Source organism: Kitasatospora sp. NPDC059462, from assembly GCF_042749955.1.
In the GTDB taxonomy this organism is placed as follows: domain Bacteria; phylum Actinomycetota; class Actinomycetes; order Streptomycetales; family Streptomycetaceae; genus Kitasatospora.
The window spans coordinates 1-22291 of the sequence record NZ_JBHYUU010000078.1 but is presented as its reverse complement, the minus strand read 5'-3'; the positions used below and the strand labels follow the sequence as shown (position 1 = coordinate 22291).

The following is a 22291-nucleotide window of genomic DNA, read 5'->3' as shown; positions in this document are numbered from 1 at the left end:
CGGCGCGGTGAACACTGCCACCGCGGGGCCATCCCCGCGTGTGCGGGGCCGAGTCGCTGCTCTTGCGGAGCATGTCGTCGCGGGTGGGGCCATCCCCGCGTGTGCGGGGCCGAGTCCTGGTCGAGCAGCACCTTCGCCAGGACATCGGGGCCATCCCCGCGTGTGCGGGGCCGAGCTGCGAGCACCGAGGCCGCCTCCTACCGGCAGGGGGCCATCCCCGCGTGTGCGGGGCCGAGCAGGCAACGGAGGCGGGGAGCTTGACGCGCGGCGGGCCATCCCCGCGTGTGCGGGGCCGAGGCTTGCTGAGCTGCGATGTTATCGGGCGGAGGTGGCCCGGCGCATCGGTTCGGGATGGCCGGCCGGTGGTGGTCCCGTCCGGGTGCGCCCGGGGCGACTCATACCTGAGAGCCAGGCCGAGGACGGCTCCGCAGCGGGAGGTGCGCCGGTGGGTGGGCTCCGTAGCGTGGTGACCGAATGCACCCAGGCCGGGGGAGGCGCCGCCCCCCGCCGCAGCCGTCAGGTGGACGAAGTGGACAATACTGACCGTATGGACAGGACCGGGAGGCGATCGGTGCGCGGGGCACTGCACACCGTGCGGAAGGACCTGTTCACCCTGGCCCCGCAGCCGATGCCGCCCATGGGCGGGCCGGGGCTGCTGCGGTGGCTGCCGCACGGCGCGGTCGTCGCGGTGGCGGCCTTCGCCGCCGTCTCCGCCACCGAGGACATCCCGCTGCGGCCCCTCGGGGTGCTCCACGCCGCGCTCCTGGTCCCGGCGCTGCGCAGGCCGCTGCCGGCCTGGTGGCTGTCGCTGCTGATGCTGCCGGTGTTCTCCCTCTACCCGCCCTTCGCGCCGTACACGGGGTGGGCGTGGGCCGTGCAGGCCGGGCTGTCGTTCCTGGTCGCGCTGCGCAACCCGCCCCGCGTGACCGCCGAGACGACGGCGCTCAACACCGCGCTGCTGCTGGGCGTGCAGCTGGCGGGCGGGCGGCTCGGGCCCTGGTACTTCACGGTGATCGTGCTGGTGCTGTTCGCCGTCGTGGCGGCCGCCTCGGGCGGGGTGCGCCGGACGCGGGAGGTCCGCGCCCGGCTGATGGAGCAGGAGCGGGCCCTCGCGCAGGAGCGGGCACACCGCACCGTCCTGGAGGAACGCGCCCGCATCGCACGCGAGTTGCACGACGTGGTCGCCCACCACATGTCCGTCATCTCCATCCAGGCCGAGGCCGCCCCGTACCGGGTCGCGGACCCGCCCCGGGAGCTGGTCGCGGCGCTGGCCGACATCCGCGCGGGCGCCCTGGAAGGGCTCACCGAGCTGCGCCGCCTCCTCGGCGTGCTGCGCTCGGAGGACCCGCCCGGCGGGCGTGCTCCCGAGGCTCCGCAGCCCACCCTGGAGCGGCTCGACGACCTGCTCGCCGGGGTGCGCGCGGCCGGGCTCGACGTGCGGGCGGTGGTCTCCGGGCCGCGCCGCCCGCTGCCCGAGGGCGTGGAACTGTCGGCCTACCGCATCGTGCAGGAGGCGCTCAGCAACACGCTGCGCCACGCCCCGGGCGCCGCCGCCCGCGTGGCGCTGACGTACACCGGCACCACCCTTGAGCTGCGGATCCGCAACGGTCCCGGCACCGCGCCCGCCGAGCCCTCACCGGGAGCCGGGCACGGCCTGCTGGGCATGCGCGAACGCGCCGCGATGCTCGGCGGGGAGTTCTCCGCCGGTTCCACCCCCGACGGTGGCTACGAGGTCACCGCACTGCTGCCGGTGCCCACCGCGCCGGCCGTCCGGACAGACAGGGAACAGACCGCATGACGATCCGAGTGATGATCGCCGACGACCAGGCGATGATCCGCGAGGCCTTCTCGGTGCTCCTCGGCGCCCAGCCCGGCATCGAGGTGGTCGCGACCGCCGTGGACGGCCTGGACGCGGTGGCCAAGGCGGAGGAGTTGCGCCCCGACGTGATCGTGATGGACATCCGGATGCCCGGACTGAACGGCATCGAGGCCACCCGCCGGATCACCGCACAGGCGGGCCTGTCGACCAGGATCCTCGTCCTGACCACCTTCGACCTCGACGAGTACGTGTACGAGGCGCTGCGGGCCGGTGCCGGCGGGTTCCTCCTGAAGGACGCCTCCGGGGTCCAACTGGCCGAGGCGGTACGCGTCGTGGCCGCCGGGGACGCGCTGCTGTCGCCGGGGCTCACCAAGCGGCTCATCGCGGAGTTCGCCCGGCTGGGCGGCTCGGCGAAGCCGTCCGCGCAGGTGCGGATCGACGTCCTCACCAACCGCGAGACCGAGGTGCTCACGCTGGTCGCCCGGGGACTGTCCAACGCGGAGATCGCCGCCGAACTCGTGGTCGCCGAGCAGACCGTCAAGACGCACATGGGCAGCATCCTGCAGAAGCTCCAGCTGCGGGACCGCACCCAGGCCGCCGTCCTCGCCTACGAGACGGGACTGGTCGTCCCCGGCCGCACCGGTCTGTGATCCTGCGGCGGCGTGTCGGCCCGGCGGCGCGGGCCCGGGGGTCCCGCGCCGACCACCCCCTACCTGAGAGCTGCTCCGGAGGACGGCTCCGTGGTGTGAGGCCCGCGAGGGTGCCGGATTCCTAACGTTCTCGGACGAGCCGGTCCTCACGGCTCCCGACACGTTCCGCGCACCATCGCAGGAGTACTGCCATGACCACACCCCGAAACTCCGCCGCGTCGCCCGCCGGTCCGGCGTCGCCCGCCGCTCCGGCAGGTCCGGCCCGTTCGGCGGGTCCCGCCCGTCCGGGCCGGCTCGTCCGGATCCTGCGGGCCGCCTCCGCCGTCCTGGCGTCGTTCCTCGCGTTCCTGGCCGTCGCGATCGTGCTCGGCGCGTACGTCCCCGCGATACCCAAGGCGGGCATCATCGGGCCGGTCCTGGGCGGGCAGTACCCGTTCCACATGGCGCTGTTCGCCCTCGTCGCCGCCGGCTTCGCCGCGCTGGCCCGGCGGGCCGGCCTGGTGCGCTGGGGGCGCGTGGTCATCGTCGTCTCCTCGCTGTGCACCGTGGGCGCGCTGGTCATCGGCGGCATCCAGTTCCAGGCCGCCCGGGAGGCCGGCGTCGACATCTCGCTGGGCCAGGTGTTCACCGAACTCGGCTACCCCGCGGCGAAGCCGGACGCGACCGAGACCTTCGCCAGTCCCGAGGGCGAGCCCCTCCAGGTGGACGCGTACCTGCCCGCGAAGGACCCGGGCAGGCGGACCCCGGCCGTCGTGCTCGCCCACGCCGGCGGCTTCCACACCTTCGACAAGAGCGACCTGCGCGGCACCGGCCGCTGGCTCGCCGACCACGGCGTGGCCGTCTTCGCCGTCGACTACCGCCTGGCCGGTCCCGACCGCCCCACCTGGGACAAGGCCCCGCAGGACCTCCTCTCCGCCATGAGCTGGGTGCAGCGCAACGCCGACGCGTACGGCGTCGACACCGCGCGGATCTCGCTCGGCGGCATGTCGGCGGGCGGCACCCTGGCGATGAACACCGCCTACCGCCTCCACAACGGCACCATCAAGGCCCTCGACGGCTTCACCCCCGCGCCCCCGGCCTCCGTGATCGGCTTCTACCCCGGCACCGACGTCGCGCAGATGTGGGAGGAGGACGTGGCCGGGACCCGCGAGGCGGCGGAGATGTACACCGGCGGTACCCCGCAGCAGTACCCGGACCGCTACCGCGAGGTGTCCCCGACGTCCGACGTCCGCCCCGGCCTGCCCCGCACTCTGCTCGTCGTCGGGGACCGCGACCGCAGCGCCCGCCCCGAGACCGTCACCGCACTCGGCGACGCGCTGAGGGAGCAGGGCGTCGACGTCGAGATGAAGCAACTGCCCTTCGCCGACCACGCGTTCGACGACGTGTACGGCAGCCTCACCTCCCAGACGAGCCGGCAGATCCTGCTCGACTTCCTGCGCGCCGACGGGCGCTGACCCCGGGCTCCCGCCGCCGTGGTCAGGACCTCCGGGGGCCGGCTCCTCGACGGAGCCGGCCCCCGGGCCCTGCGCGGCCGGCCGGGGGTGCCCGCCCCAGGGCCCCGGGAGTACGGTCCCGTGCCCGGCCCCGACCCGGAGCACGTTCCCGGGTGCGGTTTCGTCCCCTGCGCGGACGGATTGACGGGTTGTCGGATGGTCCTCTTGGAGGGCGCCGAGAAGAGCTCCGGCGCCCTCCCCAGAAGGGCTTTCCCGTGAACGAGCACGCACCGCAGCACCACCTCCCGAACCGCCTCCGCGGTGGCCGGCGGGGGGCGTTGGCGGCCGTGACCGCGGTGGCCGCCGCCGCCGTGATGGCCGGCGTCCTTGCACCTTCCGCCGCCTCCGCCGCCCCCCGGCCGGACGCCGTGCAGCAGCGCCTCGACGCGCTGGTCCAGAAGGACGGGGTGCCCGCGGCCCTCGCCACCGTCAAGGGCCGCGACGGCCGCACCCGCACCTACACCGCCGGCGTCGGCAACACGGCCACCAGGGCCAAGGTGCCGGTGGACGGACAGGTGCGGATCGGCAGCAACACCAAGGCGTTCACCGCCGTGGTGATCCTGCAGCTGGTCGCCGAGGGCAAGGTCGGTCTGGACGCGAGCGTGGACACCTACCTGCCGGGTCTGGTGCGCGGCGAGGGAATCGACGGCCGGACCATCACGGTCCGTCAGCTGCTCCAGCACACCAGCGGCCTGCCCGAGTACGTGGACACCGGGGCCGTGCTCAACGCCCCCGGGCGCTACTACGAGCCGCGCGAACTCCTCGACGCCGCACTGGCCCAGAAGGCCCACTTCGCGCCCGGCGCCAAGTGGGAGTACAACAACACCAACTACCTGCTGGCGGGCCTGATCATCCAGAAGATCACCGGCCGCCCGGTCGGCGAGGAGATCACCAAGCGCGTCATCGACCGGATAGGCCTGCGCCACACCTACTTCCCCGCCCCCGGGGACACGACGATCCACGAGGCCCACCCCAACGGCTACCAGCGCACGGCGGACGGGTCGCTGCGCGACTACACGGAGCTGGACCCGTCCTGGGGCTGGGCGGCCGGTGCGGCCGTCTCGACCAACACGGACGTCACCCGGTTCTACGGCGCGCTGCTCGGCGGCCGGCTGCTGCCCGCGGCCCAGCTCGCCCAGATGCGCACCACCGTTCCCGCCGAGGAGCTCGGCGCGGGAGTCCGCTACGGACTCGGCCTGGTGAGCCGCCCGCTCTCCTGCGGCGGCGTCGCCTGGGGCCACGGCGGGGCGATCCCGGGCTACGAGACCGCCGGCGGCACCACCGAAGACGGCCGCGCCGTGAACATCACCGTCACCACGATCCCGGACGCCGACACCACGAAGCACGTGGACCAGGCGGTGGACGAGGCGCTCTGCCGCTGACCCCCGGCCGGGCGGCGTCGGCCACCCGGCCGCGCCGCCCCGCACCCCTTCCCCCCTTCGCTTCCCAGCAGTGGAGCCTCCGATGAACGAACCCGCCCCGCAGCGCAGGGCACACCGCATCCGCCTCGCGCGGCACGCCCTGACGGCCACGGCCACCGCAGGGCTCGCCCTGACCGCCTTCGCCCCGGCCCCGTCGCCGGCCTTCGCCGCCCCGCGCCCGGACGTCGTGCAGCAGCGCCTCGACGCGCTGGTGCACGAGGACGGCATGCCGGCCGCCCTCGCCACCGTCAAGGGCCGCGACGGCCGCAGCCGGACCTACACCGCCGGAGTCGGCGACCTGACCACCGGGTCCCGGGTCCCGGTCGACGGACAGATCCGGGCCGGCAGCAACACCAAGGCCTTCGTCGCCGTCGTCGTCCTGCAACTGGTCGCCGAGGACAAGGTCGGCCTGGACGCGAGCGTGGACACCTACCTGCCGGGTCTGGTGCGCGGCGAGGGAATCGACGGCCGGAACATCACGGTCCGTCAGCTGCTCCAGCACACCAGCGGCCTGCCCGAGTACATGAACGCACCCGCGTTGGCCGACTTCACCACCATCCAGTACCGCTACTTCGAGCCGCGTGAACTCCTCGACGGCGCACTGGCCCAGAAGGCCCACTTCGCGCCCGGCACCCAGTGGGAGTACAACAACACCAACTACCTGCTGGCGGGCCTGATCATCCAGAAGGTCACCGGCCGCCCCTTCGGAGAGGAGGTCACCAAGCGCGTCATCAACCGGGCCGGCCTGCGCCACACCTACGTCCCGGCGCCCGGGGACACCGTCCTCCACGAGCCCCACCCGCACGGCTACCACCGCGCCGCCCCGGACGCGCCGCTCGTCGACTACACCGACATGGACGCCTCGATGGCCTGGGCCGCGGGCGCGGTCGTGTCCACCAACACCGACCTCAACACCTTCTACGGCGCGCTGCTCGGCGGCCGTCTGCTGCCCGCCGCCCAACTCGCCGAGATGCGCACCACCGTCCCGGCCGAGTTCCTGGGCCCCGGGGTCCGCTACGGCCTCGGCATCCAGAGCAGGCCGCTGACCTGCGGCGGCCTCGCCTGGGGCCACGGCGGCACCTCCCCGGGCTACCGGACCAGGGGAGGCGTCACGGAGGACGGCCGCGCCGTGAACATCACCCTCACCACTGTCCCGGACGAACCCACCGCCACCCGCCTGACCGACGCGGTCGACGCAGCCCTCTGCCGCTGACACCCCCGGGGCTGCGGGAAGCAACCGAGCCCCGCCGAAAGGCCTGGGCCGATCGCCAACGGGCGACCGGCCCGGGCACGGTGCGGTCGGTCGCCGCTCAGACCATCCCCGCGCGTGCGGGGCCGCGCCGGCAGGGTTGACGGCGGTGTCCCAAATCATGGGACCATCCCCGCGCGTGCGGGGCCGAGTGGCCGGCGCGGGCGACCACCTCGACCTGGATGGGACCATCCCCGCGCGTGCGGGGCCGAGGGCTCGTTCGGACCGCCGAACATGCCCTACGCGGGACCATCCCCGCGCGTGCGGGGCCGAGGCTTGCTGAGCTGCGATGTTATCCGGCGGAGGCGGGCCGGTGCATCGGTTCCCCGTAGTCGGCCGGTCAGGCCAGGCCCACCCGTTCCAGGGCGGCCGTGAAGCCGGTGCGCCATCCGTCAGGGGTGGCGCCGGGGGAGGGGTGGGGCTCGGGGCGGGTGACTGCTGCGAGGGCGGAGCGGACGACCTCGGCCGGGCGGGCGGAGACGACGTCGGCGTGGCCGAGCTCCAGCTCGTGCTGCAGGTTGTCGCGGCCGTGGCCCTGGACGACGTCGAGCAGTAGCAGCCTGCGCCCCAGGGCGCGGGCCTCGCTGCAGGTGTCACCGGAGCTGGTGACCACCAGGTCGGCGGCGGCCATCAGCGCCGGTACCTCGTCGGTCCAGCCGAACGGGTGCAGCCGCGGCTGCCGCAGGGCGGCGCGGCGCAGGCGGCGTTCCAGCTCGCCGTTGCTCCCCGCCACCGCCAGCACGTGCGGACCGGCGTCGGCCAGGGCCGCCGCCGTCCGGGCCAGCGGCCCGAGGCCCCACGCGCCCGACATCAGCAGCACGCACCGCGCCTCCGCCGGCACCCCCAGCCGTGCCCGCGCCTCCTCCCGCGAGGGCGGCCGGTAGAACGGCGCCCGCAGCGGCGCGGGCAGGACGGCCACCGGCGCGTCGGGCCGGTAGCGCCGCACCCCGCACGCGGCGACCTCCGAGGTGACCAGGAAAAGGTCGCTCTCCTCCTGCACCCACAGCCGGTGCGGCGTGACGTCCGTGCACAGCACCAGGTGCCGGAAGCGGAAGCCGCCCCCGCCCCGCAGCCGGTTGACGGCCGACGTGGCCGTGGCGAACACCGACACCACCAGCTCCGGCCGCTGCTCCCCGAGCAGCGCCCGCAGCGCCGGCACCAGCCGCCGCCGCGCCGCCGCATCCGCGAGCAGCGCGATCCGGGCGCCGGGGCGCAGCGCCGAGAAGTGGAACGCGTCGTAGAGGCCGGGCAGCCCGAGCAGCCGCCGGAACACCGCCTCCCCGGCGGTGCCGGCGCGCTGCCCGAGCAGGGCCATCGCGTCGACCGTGGCGGTCGTCCAGCCCCGCGCCTCCAGGGAGTCCGCGCAGGCCCGGGCCATCACGTCGTGGCCCTGGCCGAGCGAGCCGGAGACCAGCAGCGCGTGCGGCACCGCCCGGCCCCCGCCTCAGGCGCCCGGCCGCGGTGCGGCCTCCGCCCGGTACCAGTCCGCGTAGCGCCGCAGGCCCTCCGCGAAGTTGGTCCGCGGCGACCAGCCCAGCAGCCGCTTCGCCTGGGCGGCGGAGATCCGGCGCCCGGCGTAGTCGGCGGTGCGGGCCTCGATGTGCTCGATGGTGACCGGTCCGAGCAGGTCGTCGACGGTGTCGGCGATGTCCCGGACGGAGACGGCGGTGGAGCCCTCCAGGGCGAAGGTCTGGTCCTCGGCGGCGGGGGAGAGGGCCCGTACGTGCGCGTCGGCGAGGTCCTCGACGTAGACGAAGTTGCGGCTCTGCCGCCCGTCGCCCGCGATGGTGATCGGCCGGCCGGCGAGCGCGGCCTGCACGAAGCGGGCGACCACCAGCTCGTCGCGCATCCGCGGCCCGTACGGGATGCCGTACCGCAGGATGGTGAAGTGTCGGCCGTAGAGCTGGCGGTAGCTGTGCACCAGCATCTCGGCGGCGAGCTTGGTGGCGACGTACAGGTGCCCGCTGTGCTCCAGGTCGATCGGCACGTGTTCGTCCAGCTCCTGCTCCTCGCCGTCGAGCGCGGCCTCGGTGAGCGCGGCGCCGTACACCCACACGGTGCTGGCGAGGACGGTGCGGCTGAGGTCGTTGCGGCGGGCCGCCTCCAGCACGGTCTCGGTGCCGTCGATGTTGGCCCGCACGGCGCCGACCGGGTCGGCGGCGACGCGTTCGACGTCGGCCTGCGCGGCGAGGTGGAAGACCACCTCGCAGCCGTCCAGGGCGGTGGTGAGCGCGGGCAGGTCGAGGACGTCGATCCGGGCGTGGTCGGCGTCGGGGTTCAGGTACTTGTCGGTGGTGTCCACCGCCAGCACCTCGTGCCCGGCGGCGAGCAGCCGGTCGACGACGTGCGAGCCGATGAATCCGCATCCCCCGGTGACCGCTATCCGCACGGTGTTCTCCCTTCCTCGCTCTTCCGCCGGGGTGTCGGCCCCGCCGGTGTGCCGGCCCCGACGGGGGTCAGCCCGCCGTCCGGCGGTGGACGGCGCTCACGGCCTCGATCACCAGGTCGGTCTCGTCCTCGGTCATGTCGGAGTGGACCGGCAGGCAGATCTGCCGGGCGCAGACGTCCTCGGCGACCGGCAGGGCGCCGCGCCGGTAGGGGGCGAGCACCGGCTGGAGGTGCAGGGGCAGGTCGTAGACCTCGCCGGAGAGCCGGACGTCGTACTCCTCGGCGACCGCCCGCTTGAAGGCGGCCCGGTCCACGCCGCGCGGCAGCAGGGCGACGTACTTGTAGTAGTTGCTCCGGGAGCCGGCCGGCTCGGTGACCGGCTCCAGCCCGTCGAGCGCGCCGAGCGCGGCGTCGTAGCGCTGGGCGACCCGGCGCCTGGTCTCCACGAACTCCTTGAGCCGGCGCAGGTGGACGGCGCCGATGGCGGCGTTCGGCTCGCTCATCCGCCAGGAGGCGCCGAGGCGGACGTGGTGGTTGGTGGTGAAGGAGCCCTTGCCCTGGTCGCGGTGGATCCGGGCCTCGTCGCGCAGCTCGGCGGACCCGGTGAGGATCATGCCGCCCTCGCCGCTGGTGGTGACCTTGGTCGGGTAGAAGGAGAACGCGCCGGCCACGCCGAAGCCGCCGGCCGCCCGCCCCCGGTAGGTGCTGCCGTGCGCGTGCGCGGCGTCCTCGACCAGCGGGACGCCGCGGGCGTCGCAGATCGCGCGCAGGGCGTCCACCTCGGGGGTGATCAGCCCGCCGATGTGGACCAGGACGACGGCGGCGGTGTCGGGGGTGAGCGCGGCCTCCAGGGTGTCGGGGCCGAGCGCGAGGGTGGCCGGGTCGACGTCGGCGATCACCGGCCGGCCGCCGGCGTGCAGGACGGCGCCGGCGGTGGCGTAGAAGGTGACGGCGGGGACGACGACGTCGCGGCCGCGGACGTCCAGGGCGCGCAGGACGATCTCCAGCGCGGCGGTGCCGCTGGCGACGGCGACGGCGTGCTCGGCGCCGTGCTCGGCGGCGAAGGACTGCTCGAACCGCTCGGTCCAGGGACCGAGGGTGAGCGCACCGGTGGCGAGCATCTCGCTCACCGCCTCCGCGACGGCCGCGCGGTCGTTCTCGTCGAACACGATGCGGGCGGCGGGAACGCCCATGGGCCACCTCCGGCTGAGGGACGTGCGGTGGACGTACGGTGGACGGCTGCGGCCCCCCGGGCCGACGGAGCCCTCGGGGACACAGCTGGACGGACCTGGACGAATCGCCCGGGTCAGGCACATCACGCTACTTCGCCCGCCGGTCCCCGGCCCGTCCGCACCTCCGCCCGGGTGACCCGGCGCGCGCTCCGGCCGCGCCGGGACCGGACCGCCCGCCCCGGGGTCGCCCCTCGGTCGCAGGTCGGAGCCCGGCCGCCGACCTCCGCCCCGAGGACTAGTCCGTCCGGGTCCGCGCTGCTGCGTCCGCATTACCCCGGAATGCCTGCACAGAGCCGACGCCGGGGAGGCCCCCGCCGCCGCAGGATGGTCATGCTCCGGGCGACCCGGCCCTGCGGCCGAACGCGCCGCCCGGCCACCCCAACCTGCCCCGCCATCCGAAGGAGTCCGCTCTCCCGTGGCCACTTTCCTCTACCGCCTGGGCCGATGGTCCTTCCTCAGGCGCCGGCTGGTGACCCTGCTCTGGGTCGCCGTGCTGGCCGCCGTCGGGGTGCTGGCCGCCAAGGCGCCGGCCGCCCCCGACGACGGCTTCGCGATGCCCGGCACCGAGGCGCAGAAGGCCTTCGACCTCATGGACGAGCGCTTCCCCGGCGCGATGTCCGACGGTGCGTCGGCCCGGCTGGTCTTCGTCGCCCCGTCCGGCCAGAAGATCACCGCCGCCGAGAACCAGCAGACGGTCGAGAAGGCGGTCGCCGAGCTCGCCGGCAGCGAGCAGGTGGTCGGCGCGACCAGCCCGTTCAAGGCCAACGCGGTCTCCCAGGACGGCACCACCGCCTACGCGACGGTCAACTACAGCGTCAAGCCGGGCAAGGTCAGCGAGACCGCCACCGAGACCCTGAAGGACTCCGCCCAGCACGCCCGTGACGCCGGTCTCACCGTGGACATCGGCGGCACGGCCCTGATGGAGATGGGCGAGCAGGGCGGCTCCGCCGAGGCGATCGGCATGGCGATATCCGCCGTCGTGCTGGTGATCACCTTCGGCTCGCTGCTGGCCGCCGGACTCCCGCTGCTCACCGCGCTGATCGGCGTCGGCCTCGGCATCGGCCTGATCACCGCGCTCGGCAGCACCCTGGGCCTGTCCACCACCACCAGCACCCTCGCGATGATGCTCGGCCTCGCCGTCGGCATCGACTACGCGCTCTTCATCGTCTCCCGCTACCGCGCCGAGCTCCTCGACGGCCACGAGCCGAAGGAGGCCGCCGGGCGTGCCGTCGGCACCGCCGGCTCGGCCGTGGTGTTCGCCGGACTCACCGTGATCATCGCGCTGGCCGGCCTGTCCGTGGTGGGCATCCCGATCCTCGCCAAGATGGGCATGGCCGCGGCCGGCACCGTCGTGATCGCCGTGCTGGTCGCGCTCTCCCTCGTCCCCGCGCTGCTCGGCTTCCTCGGCCGCAGGGCGCTGTCCCGCAAGGACCGCAAGGCCGCCAAGGGCGGGCACGCGGCGACCGGTGCCGACCGCCCCAACGGCGGCACCCGCTGGGCCCGCTTCGTGCTGCGCCGCCCGGTCGCCGTGCTGGTCCTCGGCGTGGTCGGCCTCGGCGTCCTCGCCCTGCCGGCCCTGGACCTGCGGCTCGGCCTGCCCGGCGACGAGGCCAAGCCCACCTCCACCACCCAGCGCCGCGCCTACGACCACCTCTCCGAGGGCTTCGGCCCCGGCTTCAACGGCCCGCTGACGGTGCTGGTCGACGCCAAGGGCGCGGCCGACCCCAAGGCCGCCGCCGCCAAGGTCGGCGAGACCGTGAAGGCCCTGCCCGGCGTCGTCGCCGTCACGCCCGCGGTCTTCAACCAGGCCGGGGACACCGCGATGGTCACCGCGATGCCGGCCACCGGCCCGAGCGACGCCGAGACCACCGACCTGGTCCACGCGATCCGCGACAAGGCCCCCGACCTGAAGTCCGAGACCGGCGCGACGGTCCTGGTCAGCGGCGCGACGGCGATGAACATCGACGTCTCGCAGAAGCTCAACGACGCCCTGCTGCCCTACCTCGCGGTCGTCGTCGGCCTCGCGGTGCTGCTGCTCCTGGTGGTCTTCCGCTCGATCCTCGTGCCGCTCAAGGCCGCCCTCGGCTTCCTGCTCTCGGTGGTCGCCGCGCTCGGCGCCGTCGTCGCGGTCTTCCAGTGGGGCTGGCTCGCCGAGCTGATCGGTGTCGAGCAGACCGGCCCGGTGATGAGCATGATGCCGATCTTCATGATCGGCGTGGTCTTCGGCCTGGCCATGGACTACGAGGTGTTCCTGGTCACCCGCATCCGGGAGGCCTTCGTGCACGGCGAGGAGCCCGGCGAGGCCGTGGTCACCGGCTTCCGGTACAACGCCCGGGTGGTCACCGCCGCCGCGCTCATCATGATCAGCGTCTTCGCCGGCTTCATCGGGATGAGCGAGCCGATGATCAAGATGATGGGTCTCGGCCTGGCCGCCGCCGTCGCCTTCGACGCCTTCGTGGTCCGGATGGCGATCGTCCCGGCCGTGCTGGTCCTGCTCGGCCGCCGTGCCTGGTGGCTGCCGGCCAAGCTGGAGAAGATCATCCCCGACGTCGACGTCGAGGGTGCCAAGCTCCAGACCGCCGCCCCGGCCCCGGTCGCCGGGGCCGACGGCCCCGAGGCCGAGTCCCCCCGCCACTCGGTCGGCGTCTGACCCACCCGCCCCTGCCGCGGTTCCCGTCCCCACGGGGCCGCGGCAGGGCCGCACCCCGGCCCGTCGGCGCGCCGTCGGGTCAAAATGGTACGAACCACATCCGTACTACCGTTCAATCGGACGACATGTACTGCAAATGCAGTACGTCCTCCCCGCGCAGTACCCCCCACCCCCTTCGCCGGATCGTCCGGGCCCGGCCGAAGGACCCCCCAGGGCAGCCCCGGACCGGGAGAAGCGAGCATGATCGACACCTGGCTGCACCGCGCGCGCCGTCACCCCCACCTGGCCGACGCGCTGCTCGTGCTCGCCGTGGTCGTCATCGCCGCCGGGACGACCACCATCGACCGCCTCGGCAACCGCATCGCTCCGAACCCGGCCGCGCTGGCCCTGGCCGTCGTCTCCAGCCTGGCAGTCCTGGCCCACCGTCGTCGGCCCGACATCGCCTTCGCGACCACCCTCGTCTGCAGCCTGGCCCTCTGCTTCGTCGCCACCCAGCTCAACGCCGGCCTGGTCGCCCCGCTGCTCGCCGCCCTCTACTTCCTCGCGGTGCGCACCGATCGCAGAACCGCGCGCCTCGCCACCGCGGTCGCGGCCGTGCTGGTGACCGTCGCCACGATCATCAACGAGCCCCACACCTCCTTCAGCGTCAAGGTCGGCATCATCGCCTGGGTCCTGCTGCCGGGCGCCTTCGGCGACGCCGTCCGCAGCCGCCGCGAGCACCTCGCCGCCATCGAGGAACGCGCCGAACGGGCGGAGCGCACCCGCGAGGAGGAGGCCCGCCGCCGCGTCGCCGACGAACGCATCCGGATCGCCCGCGACCTGCACGACGTCGTCGCCCACCACATCGCCCTCGCCAACGCCCAGGCCGGCATCGCCGTCCACCTGCTCGACCGCCACCCCGCCCAGGCCCGCGAGATGCTCAGCCACCTCACCGACGCCACCGGCTCCGCCCTGCGCGAGCTCAAGGCGACCGTCGGCCTGCTGCGCCGCGCCGACGACCCGCAGGCCCCGCTCGAACCGGCACCCGGTCTGGACCGGCTGCCCGACCTCGTCGGCGCCTTCGAACGGGCCGGCCTGCCCGTGCGCCTCAGCGTCGAGGGCGAGCCGCAGCCGCTCTCCCCGGGCGTCGACCTCACCGCCTACCGGATCCTCCAGGAATCCCTGACCAACGTCGCCAAGCACGCCCCCGGCACCGCCGCCGACGTCACCCTCGCGTACTCCGGCAGCCGCCTGCGGCTCAGCGTCGCCAACGACCGCGCGGTGGCCGCCGGGCGCACCGGCGTCCCCAGCGTCGGCGGCGGCTTCGGCCTGATCGGCATGCGCGAGCGCGCCGCGGCCGTCGGCGGACGGCTCACCGCCGACCGCCGGCCCTGCGGGGGCTTCCTGGTCTCCGCCGAACTGCCCCTGCGCACCGCCGCCCGAGAGGAACACCCGTGACCATCCGAGTACTGCTCGCCGACGACCAGACGCTGCTGCGCGGGGCCTTCCGCGTCCTCATCGACGCCGAGGACGACATGGAGGTGGTCGGCGAGGCCGCCGACGGCCGCGAAGCCGTCGAGCTGGCCAAGGCCACCCGCCCGGACGTCGTGCTCATGGACATCCGGATGCCCGGCGTGGACGGCCTCTCCGCCACCGCCGCCATCTGCGGCGACCCCGACCTCGCCGGTACCCGGGTGCTCATCCTCACCACCTTCGAGATCGACGAGTACGTCGCCCAGGCCCTGCGCGCCGGCGCCGGCGGCTTCCTCGGCAAGGACGCCGAACCGACCGAACTGCTCGCCGCCCTGCGCCGCGTCGCCGCCGGTGACCCGCTGCTGTCGGCCGCCGCCACCCGCGCCGTCATCGAGCAGCTCCTCGCCCACCCCTCGCCGGACCAGGCCCCCACCGCCACCCCCGAACGCCTCGCCGCCCTCACCGCCCGCGAACGCGAGGTGATGGCCATGGCGGCCACCGGCCTCAGCAACGAGGAGATCGCCGCCCGGATGTTCGTCAGCCCCTTCACCATCCGCACCCACATCCACCGCGCCATGGCCAAACTCGACGCCCGCGACCGCGCCCAACTGGTGGCCCTCGCCTACCAGACCGGCCTCGTCCCCGCCCCCCGCCCCACCAAGTAGCCGGCCGAGCACCCCCACCGAACCGATGCGGGGGACGGCTCCCGCCGGGTAGCATCCCAGCTCAACAAGCCTCGGCCCCGCACACGCGGGGATGCTCCCAACTCGTCCTGCGTGGGCATGAAGCCTCACCTCTCGGCCCCGCACACGCGGGGATGCTCCCCACCTCATCGTGGACGGCGCCTCGTTGGGGGTCTCGGCCCTGCGCACGCGGGGATGCTCCTCACCAGACGGTGGCCGAGGGGCAGCGGTTCTGCTCGGCCCCGCACGCGCGGGGATGCTCCGCCGAGCCCCGGCCCCCGCGCCGGCCTCCGCGCCTCGGCCCCGCACGCGCGGGGATGTTCCGATGGAGGCGGTGGTCGTGGTTGTGGCCCTGCTCTCGGCCCCGCACGCGCGGGGATGGCCCCAAGGAGCAGCGGCGCCAAGGCTTCTGGCTGCCCATGGCCTGCACGCGCAGGCACAGCCCCTGGCGAAGGCCGACCAGATCCTGCCGGGTGCCGGCCGGGCTTCGGCTCGCTGGCCGACGGAGAAGGTGTCGCGGCTTCCCAGGGGGCGGGCCGTAGGCCTCGCCCGGAGTTGCCCCTTCCTCCGGCGGAGCACCCTGTGCTGCTCCCAATCGGCCCTCTCCTCCGGGCCCGCGCCGTCGCGCCGACCGCCTGGGGGCGAATTTCGCCTGCGGGCGGGCGTGGTGGCGAGGCAGGATGGCGACATGGCCGAAGCCGCTGTGAATCGACGTGTGATCACCGACCACCCCGGCCTGCACCACCCCGCAGAGACCGTGGCCCCCGCCCGCGCCCGCCGGGTGGCCGTGAACCGGCTGGACGCCACCGGCAGGCCCGACCTCGGCCTGCGCGAGGCCCGGAGCCGGCCTCGATGAGCGGCGATCAACTCGACCGGACCGTCCGGCTCCTCCACGACGTCCTCGCGCCCGCGCTCCTCGGCACCTACCTCCACGGCTCTGCCGTGCTCGGGGGCCTCCGGGCGGCGAGCGATCTGGACGTCCTGGCCGTCACCCGCCGGACCATGGACGACCGGGAGCGCCGGGCCCTCACCGAGGGCCTGCTGGGGATCTCCGGCCTCTCGGCCGGCCTCCGCCCGGTGGAACTCACCGTCGTCGTCCACTCCGAGGTCCGCCCCTGGCGGTTCCCGCCGACCGGGGACTTCCTGTTCGGCGAGTGGCTGCGCGAGGAACTCCGGCAGAGCGGTCCGCCGCGGCCCGGCCCGATGCCGGACCTCGCCCTCGCGCTCACCATGGTCCTCGCCGGCGACCGCCCCCTCGGCGGACCGCCGCCCGGCCGGCTGCTCGACCCGGTCCCGCACGCCGACCTCGTCCGGGCGAGCGTCATGGGCGTCCCCGCACTCCTCGACGACCTGGACGGCGACACCCGCAACGTCCTGCTGACCCTCGCCCGCATCTGGACGACGCTCGCCACGGGGGAGATCCGCCCCAAGGACGCCGCCGCGGACTGGGCCCTCGCCCGCCTCCCCCCGGAGCACCGCCCAGTCCTGGAGCACGCGAGGGACCTCTACCGCACCAGCCACTACGACGACGAGACCTGGAGCCGCGGCCTGAAGGCCCGGGTGCGTCCGCACGTGGCCGAGGTGCTCGCCCGCATCGACGACCTGGGCCGCCACCCGGCGTGAAGCCGGTCCGGTCCGGTCCGGCCCGGTCACCGCACCCGGGGCAGGCCGAAGGCGGTCTCGCGGGCGATGATCAGATGGCCTCCCCTCGTCGGCCGATCCACCCGGCCACCCTCCGTCGTCCGGGCGGTTCGGACAAGGAACACCCCCTTCCCGAGGCGTACGCGGGTAGGTCCGACGGGCGAGGGCTGGGTCGTCCCCCGGGGCGATGACCGGCACGCGCCCGCGGCGGCAGCGTGGGGTCCATGTCGAAGAAGACCGGACTGACGCACGATCAACCCCTCGCCATAGCACGCCGATTGACCTCCACCACCCTCGCCCTCGGCCTGGCCGCAGGCCTGCTGACCGCCCTGGCGCCCGCCCCCGCCGCCCGGGCCGACGACAAGGGGGGAGGCTGGACCGCCAAGATCCGCCGGACCGAGTACGGCGTCCCGCACGTCCTCGCCCGGGACTTCGGCGGCCTCGGCTACGGCTACGGGTATGCCTTCGCGCAGGACAACCTCTGTCAACTCGCCGACCAGGTGGTCACCGTGCGCGCCGAGCGCTCGCGCTGGTACGGGCCGGACGGCCGGACCGTGGACCGGCTCGCCAACCTGGAGAGCGACACCTACCAGCAGGGGGTGCTGCGCTCGGGCACGGTGCGGCGGCTGCTGGCCGAGCCGGCGCCGCTCGGCCCGACGGGGGAGGTGCGGCAGCTGGTCGACGGCTACGTCGCGGGGTACAACCGCTACCTGCGCGACACCGGGGCCGACCACCTCCCGGACCCGTCCTGCCGGGGGAAGGGCTGGGGCGGACCGATCACCGCCGACGACCTCTGGAACATCCTCTACGACGTCAACACCCTCGCCGGTACCTCGAAACACTCGGTCGCCACCGCCGCCCCGGGAGCCGGAGCCGTACCCGGAGAAGCCGCCCCGGGAGAAGCCGCCCCCGGGCCCGCCGCCACCAGCGCCGTCACCAGCGCCGCCACCGGCGCCGCGCGCGGCGAAGCGACCGGCGCCGCCCGGCCCGCCGCCGGCCCGCCGCCCTGGGTGCGCCGGGCAGCCGCCACCCCCGACACCGGCAGCAACGCCTGGGCGATCGGCCGCGACGCCGCCCGCGACGGCAACGGCCTGCTGCTGGCCAACCCGCACCTCCAATGGGCCGGCTCCGAGCGCTTCTACCAGGCCCAGCTGACCATCCCGGGCGTCCTGGACATCGCCGGCGCCGGTCTCTACGGCCTGCCGTTCCTGCAGATCGGCCACACCCGGAACCTCGCCTGGACCCACACCACCAGCTACGCCGACCACTTCACCGCCTACCGGCTCACCCTGGTGCCCGGCGACCCGACCGCGTACCTGGTGGACGGCAAGGTGGAGCGGATGACCACGGAGACCCTCCCGGTCACCGTCCGGGCCGCCGACGGCACGCTGGCCACCGTCGACCGGACCGTCTACCGCTCCCGCCACGGCTTCGTCCTGGCCGAGGGCTGGACCGGCGAGTACGCCTACACCCTGCGCGACGCCAACGCCGACAACCTCCGCTCCCTCAACGAGTGGGTGGCGATCGGCCGTTCGCAGAACCTCGACCAGCTGCGGCAGGCCCAGCGCACCTACCAGGGCGCCCCGTGGGTGTACACCACGGCCGTGGACTCCACCGGGACGGCGTACTTCACCGACTCCTCCGCCGTCCCGCACGTCACCGACGCGCTGCGGGAGCGCTGCCAGGTGCCCAACCCCTTCACCGACGGCGTGCTCGACGGCTCGACCACCGCCTGCGACCCGGGCACCGACCAGGACGCCCTGGTCCCGGGTGTGTTCGGCCCGGCCGGGCACCCGGCGCTGACCCGCGCCGACTACGTGGCCAACGCCAACAACGGCCCCTACCTGACCAACGCGGACGCGCCGATCGCCGGCCTGCCCGCCGTCTACAACAACGGCCGGGAGCTCGCCTCGCGGCCGCAGCTGAGCCTGCGGATGATCGCCGACCGCCGGACCGGCGCCGACGGCCTCGGCGCGCCCGGCTTCACCCTCGCCTCCCTCCAGGCGGCCATGTTCGGCAACCGGGTGCAGAGCGCCGAGCTGGACCGCGACGACGCCGTCGCCCTGTGCCGCGCCCACCCGGTGATCGCGGCCACCGACGGCACCCGGGTCGACGTCCGCGCCGGGTGCGACGCGCTGGCCGCCTGGAACACCCGGGCCGACGCAGACAGCCGGGGCACCGTGCTCTGGCAGGAGTACCAGGGTGCGCTGGCGAGGACCCGCACCACGGCCTGGCGGACGGTCCCGTACGACCCGGACCGGCCGCTGACCACCCCGCGCGGCATCGCGGCCGACGACCCCGAAGCCCAGCGCGCCTTCGCCGACGCGGTGCGCGGCCTGGCCGCCCGGGGGCTGCCGGTGGACGCCCCGATCGGGCGCGTCCAGCGCTGGGCGGGGATCCCGCTGCACGGCTGCTCCGGACTGCTGGGCTGCTTCAACGTGCTGACGGCCCGGCCGGATTCGGGCGACGGCGGCGCCACCTACCCGTCGGACGTGCTGAGCGTCCCGCACGGCTCCAGCTTCCTGATGGCCGTCGAGCTCACCGACCGGGGCCCGCGCACCCGCACGCTGCTCACCTACGGACAGTCGGCCGACCCGACCTCGCCCCACTTCACCGACCAGACCCGCCGCTACGCCCGCAAGCAGTGGACGACCGAGCGCTTCACCGAGGCCGAGATCCGCTCCGCCCCTGGCCTCACCGTCACCACGCTGCACCGCTGACGCACCGTCAATCACTCCCCGGGCCGCCGCCATTCCCCGAACGGCGGCGGCCCGGCCGCGTGCGCCCGGAGCGCGTTCGACTTCGGGCGGGGCGCGCGCGGAACGCCGCGCATCAACGCTTCGGCGGCCCTCCGGGTTCCCCCGGACGTGCAAACGCCAAGGCGGAAGGCCCTGCACCGCTCAAGGCAACAGGATGTTAACCAGATCGGCACATTCTGCGCCCTGGACGCGCTTTTGCCGACCCGATACCCGTGTTTTACTTCCCCTTGACGCGTCGTCAGGTCGCCGGGGGGACACCGAGAGTCATCGACGCGGCCGTGCGGCGGAGCCATGCGCCCGCCGCGGCCGCACCCGCCCGCACCGCCCGCCGGGAACACCCGGTGACGACGTGCCTGCCCGTCCACCGCCCCTCCCGGCCGGCGCCGCGAGGGTCACCGAAGGAGGCATCCACTCCATGGAACCGCTCATCGACCGGGCCCGGGCGTTCCCGCAGCGCGCGGGCGACACCGGCCGCGAACTCACCGCCCTCGCCGCCGGCCAGACCCCGCAGGCCCTGTTCATCACCTGCTCCGACTCCCGCGTGGTGCCCGCCCTGATCACCGGCGCCGACCCCGGCGACCTCTTCGAACTGCGCACCGCCGGCAACATCGTCCCCACCTACCGGGCCGACGGCACCTCGGGCGAGACCGCCACCATCGAGTACGCCGTCGAGGTGCTCGGCGTCCGTGACCTCGTGGTCTGCGGGCACTCCCACTGCGGGGCCGTCGGCGCCGTGGTGCGCGGCGAGGACCTCAGCGTGGTGCCCGCCGTCCGCGCCTGGCTGCGCCACGCCGACCGGGCGGTGCTCCGTGCGGACGAGGCCGACGTCTTCGACCCGACCGTCGCCGGGCCGGTGCAGCGCCACGTCCTCACCCAGCTCGACCGGCTGCGCGGCTACCCCGCCGTCGCCCGCCGGCTGAGCGAGGGGCGGATCAGACTGCACGGCTGGTTCTACGAGATCCACACCGGACTCGTGCTCGCCCACCGGGCCGACGCCGGCCTCTTCCTCCCGCTGTGACCCCGTCCCACGGCCCGCCGCCGCACCGCCGGGTCGCCGCCCGCCGCGTCGTTCCGCGGCCCCGCACCGCCGTCCACCGCACCGCCGTTCAGCCCCGCACCGCCGTCCACCGCACCGCCGTTCAGCCCCGCACCGCCGTCCACCGCACCGTCCACACTCTCCCGAGGACCCGATGACTCGTCGTCCCGCCCTTCGGCTGAGCAGCACTCTGCGCTCCGACCTCCCCGCCTCCCTCGTCGTCTTCCTGGTCGCCCTCCCGCTCTGCGTGGGCGTCGCCGTCGCCTCCGGCGTCCCGGCCGAACTCGGCCTGGTCACCGGCATCGTCGGCGGCCTCGTGACCGGCCTGATGCCCGGCAGCAGCCTCCAGGTCTCCGGCCCCGCCGCGGGCCTGACGGTGCTGGTCTTCGCCGCCGTCCAGGAACACGGCCTCGCCGCCCTCGGCGTCATCACCGCCGTGGCCGGCCTGCTCCAGCTCGCCATGGGCGCCGCCCGGCTCGGCCGGCTGTTCCGGGCGATCTCCGTCTCGGTCGTGCAGGGCATGCTCGCCGGGATCGGCCTGGTGCTGATCGCCGGTCAGCTCTACGCGCTCGCCGACGCCAAGGGCCCGGCCGGCGGCCCCGCCAAGCTCGCCGGACTCCCGGGCCTGGCCGTCGACGTGGCCGGGGACCGGCACGCGCTCGCCGCCGCCGCCATCGGGGCCGGGACCGTGGCGGTCCTGCTGCTCTGGCCGCGCCTGCCCGCCCGGATCCGGGTGGTCCCCGCACCGCTCGCCGCCGTCGCCGGCGCGACGGCCGTCACCGCGCTGTTCGACCTGCCCGTCGCCCGGATCGAGGTGGCCGGACTCGCCGGCGTCGTCGACCTGCCCGGCGCCTCCGACCTCGCCGCGCTCGGCAGCGTCGGCGTCCTCGGCACGGCCGTCGCCTTCGCGCTGATCGCCTCCGCCGAGAGCCTGTTCAGCGCGGCCGCCGTCGACCGGCTGCACGAGGGCCCGCGCACCGACTACGACCGCGAACTGCTCGCCCAGGGCGTCGGCAACACCGTCTGCGGTCTGCTCGGCGCCCTGCCGATGACCGCCGTCATCGTCCGCAGCGCCGCCAACGTCCAGGCCGGCGCCCGCACCAAGGCCTCCCGGGTCCTGCACGGCCTCTGGCTGCTGCTCTTCGCGGCCCTGCTCCCCGCCGCCCTCTCCGCCATCCCGCTCGCCGCGCTGGCCGGTGTCCTGGTCCACGCCGGGGCCAAGCTGGTCCCGCTCCGCACCCTGCGCCCGCTCTGGCGGGCCGACCGCGGGGAGGCGGCGATCCTGGCCGCCACGGCGATCGCCATCGTGGTGACCAACCTCCTCGAAGGGGTGCTGCTCGGCCTGCTCCTCGCGGTGCTCAAGAGCGCCTGGGACACCTCCCACCTCCAGGTCGCGGTCGACGAACTCCCCGACGGCGCCGTCCGGGTGACGCTGCACGGCAACGCCACCTTCCTGCGGCTGCCCCGGCTCCTGGAAACCCTCGAATCCCTGGAGGGCCTGCCCGCCGACCGTCCGGTGCGCCTCGATCTCGCCGGCGTGCGCCACCTCGACCACGCCTGCCGCAGCGCCCTCGAACTCTGGCAGGAACGCCACAACCGCAACGGCTCCGCCGAGCTCCTCGGCCTCCCCACCGCCGCCGCCTGACCCGGCCCGACCCGATCCGGCCCGACCCGGCCTGATCCGACCCGGCCCGACCCGACCCGGCCTGATCCGACCCGGCCCGACCCGACCCGGCCTGATCCGACCCGGCCCGACCTGACCCGGTCGGGCCGGTGGCGTTCACCTGCCCGAGCACCACGGGCAGGCCCCGACCAGCA

At 74.8% G+C, this 22291-nt stretch carries 16 protein-coding genes and 1 CRISPR repeat array (1 of these 17 cut by a window edge); of the genes, 13 read left to right on the top strand and 3 right to left on the bottom strand.

The window, feature by feature from the left end:
- A CRISPR array of direct repeats spans window positions 1–297; the repeat unit is 28 nt; unit sequence GGGCCATCCCCGCGTGTGCGGGGCCGAG (it extends 464 nt beyond the left edge of the window).
- A gap of 274 nt (window positions 298–571) precedes the next feature.
- From ACFXAM_RS20230 to ACFXAM_RS20210, 5 genes are all read left to right on the top strand, one after another.
- Window positions 572–1798 (top strand): sensor histidine kinase, encoded by a 1227-nt coding sequence (locus ACFXAM_RS20230; RefSeq protein ID WP_380293080.1) that lies wholly within the window; start codon window positions 572–574, stop codon window positions 1796–1798.
- Window positions 1795–2469, top strand: coding sequence for a response regulator (locus ACFXAM_RS20225; protein WP_380293078.1), 675 nt, complete (start codon window positions 1795–1797; stop codon window positions 2467–2469). Before ACFXAM_RS20230 ends, ACFXAM_RS20225 begins: the two co-directional genes overlap by 4 nt.
- 191 nt (window positions 2470–2660) lie before the next feature.
- Window positions 2661–3923: an alpha/beta hydrolase gene (locus tag ACFXAM_RS20220; RefSeq protein WP_380293076.1), complete on the top strand. Its 1263-nt coding sequence runs from the start codon at window positions 2661–2663 to the stop codon at window positions 3921–3923.
- 254 nt (window positions 3924–4177) lie between these two features.
- Complete coding sequence (locus tag ACFXAM_RS20215) at window positions 4178–5344, top strand: serine hydrolase domain-containing protein (protein WP_380293074.1); 1167 nt, start codon at window positions 4178–4180, stop codon at window positions 5342–5344.
- A gap of 82 nt (window positions 5345–5426) precedes the next feature.
- Window positions 5427–6596 carry a serine hydrolase domain-containing protein gene (locus ACFXAM_RS20210; RefSeq protein ID WP_380293072.1) on the top strand — a complete coding sequence of 390 codons (1170 nt, stop codon included), beginning with the start codon at window positions 5427–5429 and terminating at the stop codon, window positions 6594–6596.
- Between the two features lie 376 nt (window positions 6597–6972).
- Here the strand turns inward: ACFXAM_RS20210 and ACFXAM_RS20205 are convergent, their stop codons facing one another.
- The 3 genes from ACFXAM_RS20205 to ACFXAM_RS20195 all read right to left on the bottom strand — a co-directional run bounded on the left by ACFXAM_RS20205 (window position 6973) and on the right by ACFXAM_RS20195 (window position 10213).
- Window positions 6973–8061, bottom strand: a complete 1089-nt coding sequence (locus ACFXAM_RS20205; protein WP_380293070.1) for a hypothetical protein — start codon at window positions 8059–8061, stop codon at window positions 6973–6975.
- 15 nt (window positions 8062–8076) lie between these two features.
- Window positions 8077–9021, bottom strand: coding sequence for an NAD-dependent epimerase/dehydratase family protein (locus ACFXAM_RS20200; RefSeq protein ID WP_380293068.1), 945 nt, complete (start codon window positions 9019–9021; stop codon window positions 8077–8079).
- A 67-nt stretch (window positions 9022–9088) separates the two neighbouring features.
- Window positions 9089–10213 (bottom strand): DegT/DnrJ/EryC1/StrS family aminotransferase, encoded by a 1125-nt coding sequence (locus tag ACFXAM_RS20195; RefSeq protein ID WP_380293066.1) that lies wholly within the window; start codon window positions 10211–10213, stop codon window positions 9089–9091.
- A 454-nt stretch (window positions 10214–10667) separates the two neighbouring features.
- Between ACFXAM_RS20195 and ACFXAM_RS20190 the strand changes: the two genes are divergently transcribed.
- From ACFXAM_RS20190 to ACFXAM_RS20155, 8 genes are all read left to right on the top strand, one after another.
- Window positions 10668–12902 carry an MMPL family transporter gene (locus tag ACFXAM_RS20190; protein WP_380293064.1) on the top strand — a complete coding sequence of 745 codons (2235 nt, stop codon included), beginning with the start codon at window positions 10668–10670 and terminating at the stop codon, window positions 12900–12902.
- A 240-nt stretch (window positions 12903–13142) separates the two neighbouring features.
- Window positions 13143–14339 carry a sensor histidine kinase gene (locus ACFXAM_RS20185; protein WP_380293062.1) on the top strand — a complete coding sequence of 399 codons (1197 nt, stop codon included), beginning with the start codon at window positions 13143–13145 and terminating at the stop codon, window positions 14337–14339.
- On the top strand, window positions 14336–15019 hold the full coding sequence (locus ACFXAM_RS20180; protein ID WP_380293060.1) for a response regulator: 684 nt from the start codon (window positions 14336–14338) through the stop codon (window positions 15017–15019). Before ACFXAM_RS20185 ends, ACFXAM_RS20180 begins: the two co-directional genes overlap by 4 nt.
- A gap of 706 nt (window positions 15020–15725) precedes the next feature.
- Window positions 15726–15893: a hypothetical protein gene (locus ACFXAM_RS20175; protein ID WP_380293058.1), complete on the top strand. Its 168-nt coding sequence runs from the start codon at window positions 15726–15728 to the stop codon at window positions 15891–15893.
- Window positions 15890–16660, top strand: a complete 771-nt coding sequence (locus ACFXAM_RS20170; RefSeq protein WP_380293056.1) for an aminoglycoside adenylyltransferase family protein — start codon at window positions 15890–15892, stop codon at window positions 16658–16660. The genes ACFXAM_RS20175 and ACFXAM_RS20170 overlap by 4 nt, the downstream gene beginning before the upstream one ends.
- Before the next feature lie 296 nt (window positions 16661–16956).
- On the top strand, window positions 16957–19398 hold the full coding sequence (locus tag ACFXAM_RS20165; protein ID WP_380293054.1) for a penicillin acylase family protein: 2442 nt from the start codon (window positions 16957–16959) through the stop codon (window positions 19396–19398).
- Window positions 19399–19852: 454 nt separating this feature from the next.
- Window positions 19853–20455: a carbonic anhydrase gene (locus tag ACFXAM_RS20160; protein WP_380293052.1), complete on the top strand. Its 603-nt coding sequence runs from the start codon at window positions 19853–19855 to the stop codon at window positions 20453–20455.
- A 172-nt stretch (window positions 20456–20627) separates the two neighbouring features.
- Window positions 20628–22118 (top strand): SulP family inorganic anion transporter, encoded by a 1491-nt coding sequence (locus ACFXAM_RS20155; RefSeq protein WP_380293050.1) that lies wholly within the window; start codon window positions 20628–20630, stop codon window positions 22116–22118.
- Window positions 22119–22291 lie beyond the last annotated feature (173 nt).